This is a genomic window from Micromonospora sp. WMMD736 (assembly GCF_049179015.1).
In the GTDB taxonomy this organism is placed as follows: domain Bacteria; phylum Actinomycetota; class Actinomycetes; order Mycobacteriales; family Micromonosporaceae; genus Micromonospora.
This window is the reverse complement of the sequence record NZ_JBMHMI010000173.1, coordinates 1-2437: the sequence shown is the minus strand read 5'-3', so window position 1 is coordinate 2437 and position 2437 is coordinate 1. Positions and strand designations below refer to the sequence as shown.

Annotated in this window: 2 protein-coding genes and 1 pseudogene; all 3 read left to right on the top strand. The window is 69.5% G+C overall.

What is annotated here, in order from left to right:
- A pseudogene (locus tag ACN269_RS35250) lies at positions 1-1339 on the top strand (hypothetical protein); the annotation flags it as partial.
- A 15-nt stretch (positions 1340-1354) separates the two neighbouring features.
- Positions 1355-2200: a sugar phosphate isomerase/epimerase family protein gene (locus ACN269_RS35245; protein ID WP_421477754.1), complete on the top strand. Its 846-nt coding sequence runs from the start codon at positions 1355-1357 to the stop codon at positions 2198-2200.
- Between the two features lie 18 nt (positions 2201-2218).
- A partial coding sequence (locus tag ACN269_RS35240) for an acyl-CoA thioesterase domain-containing protein (RefSeq protein ID WP_421477752.1) occupies positions 2219-2437 on the top strand: 219 nt, incomplete at its 3' end.

Sequence of the window (2437 nt, the reverse complement as noted above, 5' to 3'; positions counted from 1 at the left end):
CGCTGAGCCCAGAGGCAACACGATGACAGGATCAGAAGAACCCCGCACCCGGCCGATCTCGGTGGCCGAGCTGCTGGCGAAGAACGGGACCATCGGCGCTCCGCCCGTCGGCGGTCGTCGCCGACGTCGGCGAGGGAGCGACTCCGTCACGGTGGCCGAGTTGACCGGTGAGATCCCGATCATCCCCGCCGAACCCGCTGCTGACGAGCCCGAGGTCGCGACTGCAGAGGAACCCGACAACAGCGAGGTGCGCGACGCGGAGCAGCCAAACGACGACGGCGCGGTCGACGACGGCCAACTCAGCGTTGCCGAGGCTGCGCCGGAGGCCGAGGCCGCTGACGACGATGCGGCGGCCGAGTCAGCCGACGCTGCCGAGGGCGCGGTGGAAGCCGCGGAGTCCGACGTGTCGGACGAGGATGCGGCCGACGCGAGTGTCGCTGACGTCGAGCCCGAGCCCGAGCCCGATCCCGAGCTCGCCGAGGCTGAGGCCGACTACAACGCACATCTGAAGGCTCGGGACGCCGATCCCGCTCCGGTGGACTTCAAGGCGCGCCGACCGCACTTCACCTTCTCGTTGCGCCGCCGCCGCTCGGCCGCGCCGCCGTCGCCGCCGCCGCCGGAGGACGCCACCACGCCGGGGGACACCACCACGCCGGAGGAGGTGGTGGTGACGCCGTCGCCGCAGGACGCCGGGACGTCGCCGGACGACGGTGGCAGTGACGCTGAGCAGATGAGTCCGGACCCCGTCGTCGACGAGCTGCGCGATGACCTCGGCGACGAGGTGGCGGATTCGCCGGCGGATCTGATCGAGCGCCCGGAGGCCGACTACGACGCCGATGCCGCCCCGGACGACGCCGATGACGCCGATGACCTGCCGTCGTACCTGCGGTCCAGTCAGGGCCCACTGTTCGGCGGCCAGACGGTCGCCGACGACCTGGCACGCCGCGGGATCGATGCCGAGACCGATGCCGACACCGACTCCGACACCGACTCCGACACCGACTCCGACTCCGACACCGACTCCGACACCGACGTTGACGAGGAAGACGCCGACGACGTCGCGCAGTCCGGGCCGATGTCGTCCATCCTGCGCGGGTTGTGGATCGTCGGCCAGTGTGTGCTCGCGGTCGCCTTCGGCGCGGGTCTGTTCATCGCGTTCGACCAGCTGTGGAAGTGGAACAACATCGTCGCCCTGGCGCTATCGATTCTGGTCATCCTGGGCCTGGTGGTCGCGGTGCGGGTGGTGCGCAAGACCGAGGACATCGGCAGCACATTGATCGCGGTCGCAGTCGGTGCGCTGGTCACCCTCGGCCCGATGGCGCTACTGCAGTCGGGTTAGGCGCCCCCACCCCCCGTGCGTCCCGCAATCAAGGTCGGTCTGTCGACGGCCTCGGTCTATCCGCTGAGGACCGAGGCCGCTTTCGAGGTGGCAGCCCGCCTGGGCTATGACGGTGTCGAGCTGATGGTGTGGGCCGAAGCGGTCAGCCAGGACATCGACGCGGTGGCCCGGCTGGCCGAGGAGTACGGCATGCCGGTGCTGTCGGTGCACGCGCCGTGTCTGTTGATCTCGCAACGGGTCTGGGGCGCCAACCCGATTCCGAAGCTGGAGCGCAGCGTGCGGGCCGCCGAACAGCTCGGCGCCCAGACCGTTGTCGTGCATCCGCCGTTTCGCTGGCAGCGCCGGTACGCGGAGGGCTTCACCGAGCAGGTGGCCGAGCTCGAGGCGGCCAGCGACGTGCTGGTGGCGGTGGAGAACATGTTTCCGTTCCGTGCCGACCGGTTCTTCGGCGCGGGCCAAACGTCGATCGACCGGATGCGCAAGCGCGGTGGCCGACCCGGTCCGGGCATCTCGGCGTTCGCCCCGTCGTTCGACCCGCTCGACGGCAACCACGCCCACTACACGCTGGATCTTTCCCACACCGCCACGGCCGGCACCGATGCCCTCGATATGGCTCGCCGGATGGGTGACGGCCTGGTGCACCTGCATCTGTGCGACGGCAGCGGTGCATCGACCGACGAGCATCTCGTGCCGGGCCGGGGCACTCAGCCGGCCGTGGAAGTCTGTGAGCTGCTGGCGGACGGGGATTTTGCGGGTCACGTGATCCTGGAGGTGACCACGTCGGGCGCCCGCAGCGCCAAGGAGCGGGAGGCGTTGCTGGTTGACAGCCTGCAGTTCGCCCGCACGCATCTGATGCGCTGATCCAGAAGGAATCTGTCCATGTCGAGTTCGACGCTGTTCACCGATGCCATGGCGCTGCGCTCCGTCGGTGACGGGGTCTATGACGGTGAGCTCAACCAACATTGGACGATCGGGCCCAAGGTGCACGGCGGGGCGATGTTGGCGTTGTGCGCCAAGGCCGCCCGCACCGAGTACGCCGACGGGTCTGATCCCGGCGACCGACTGGGGACGGCTCAACCGATCGCGGTGTCCGGAAAC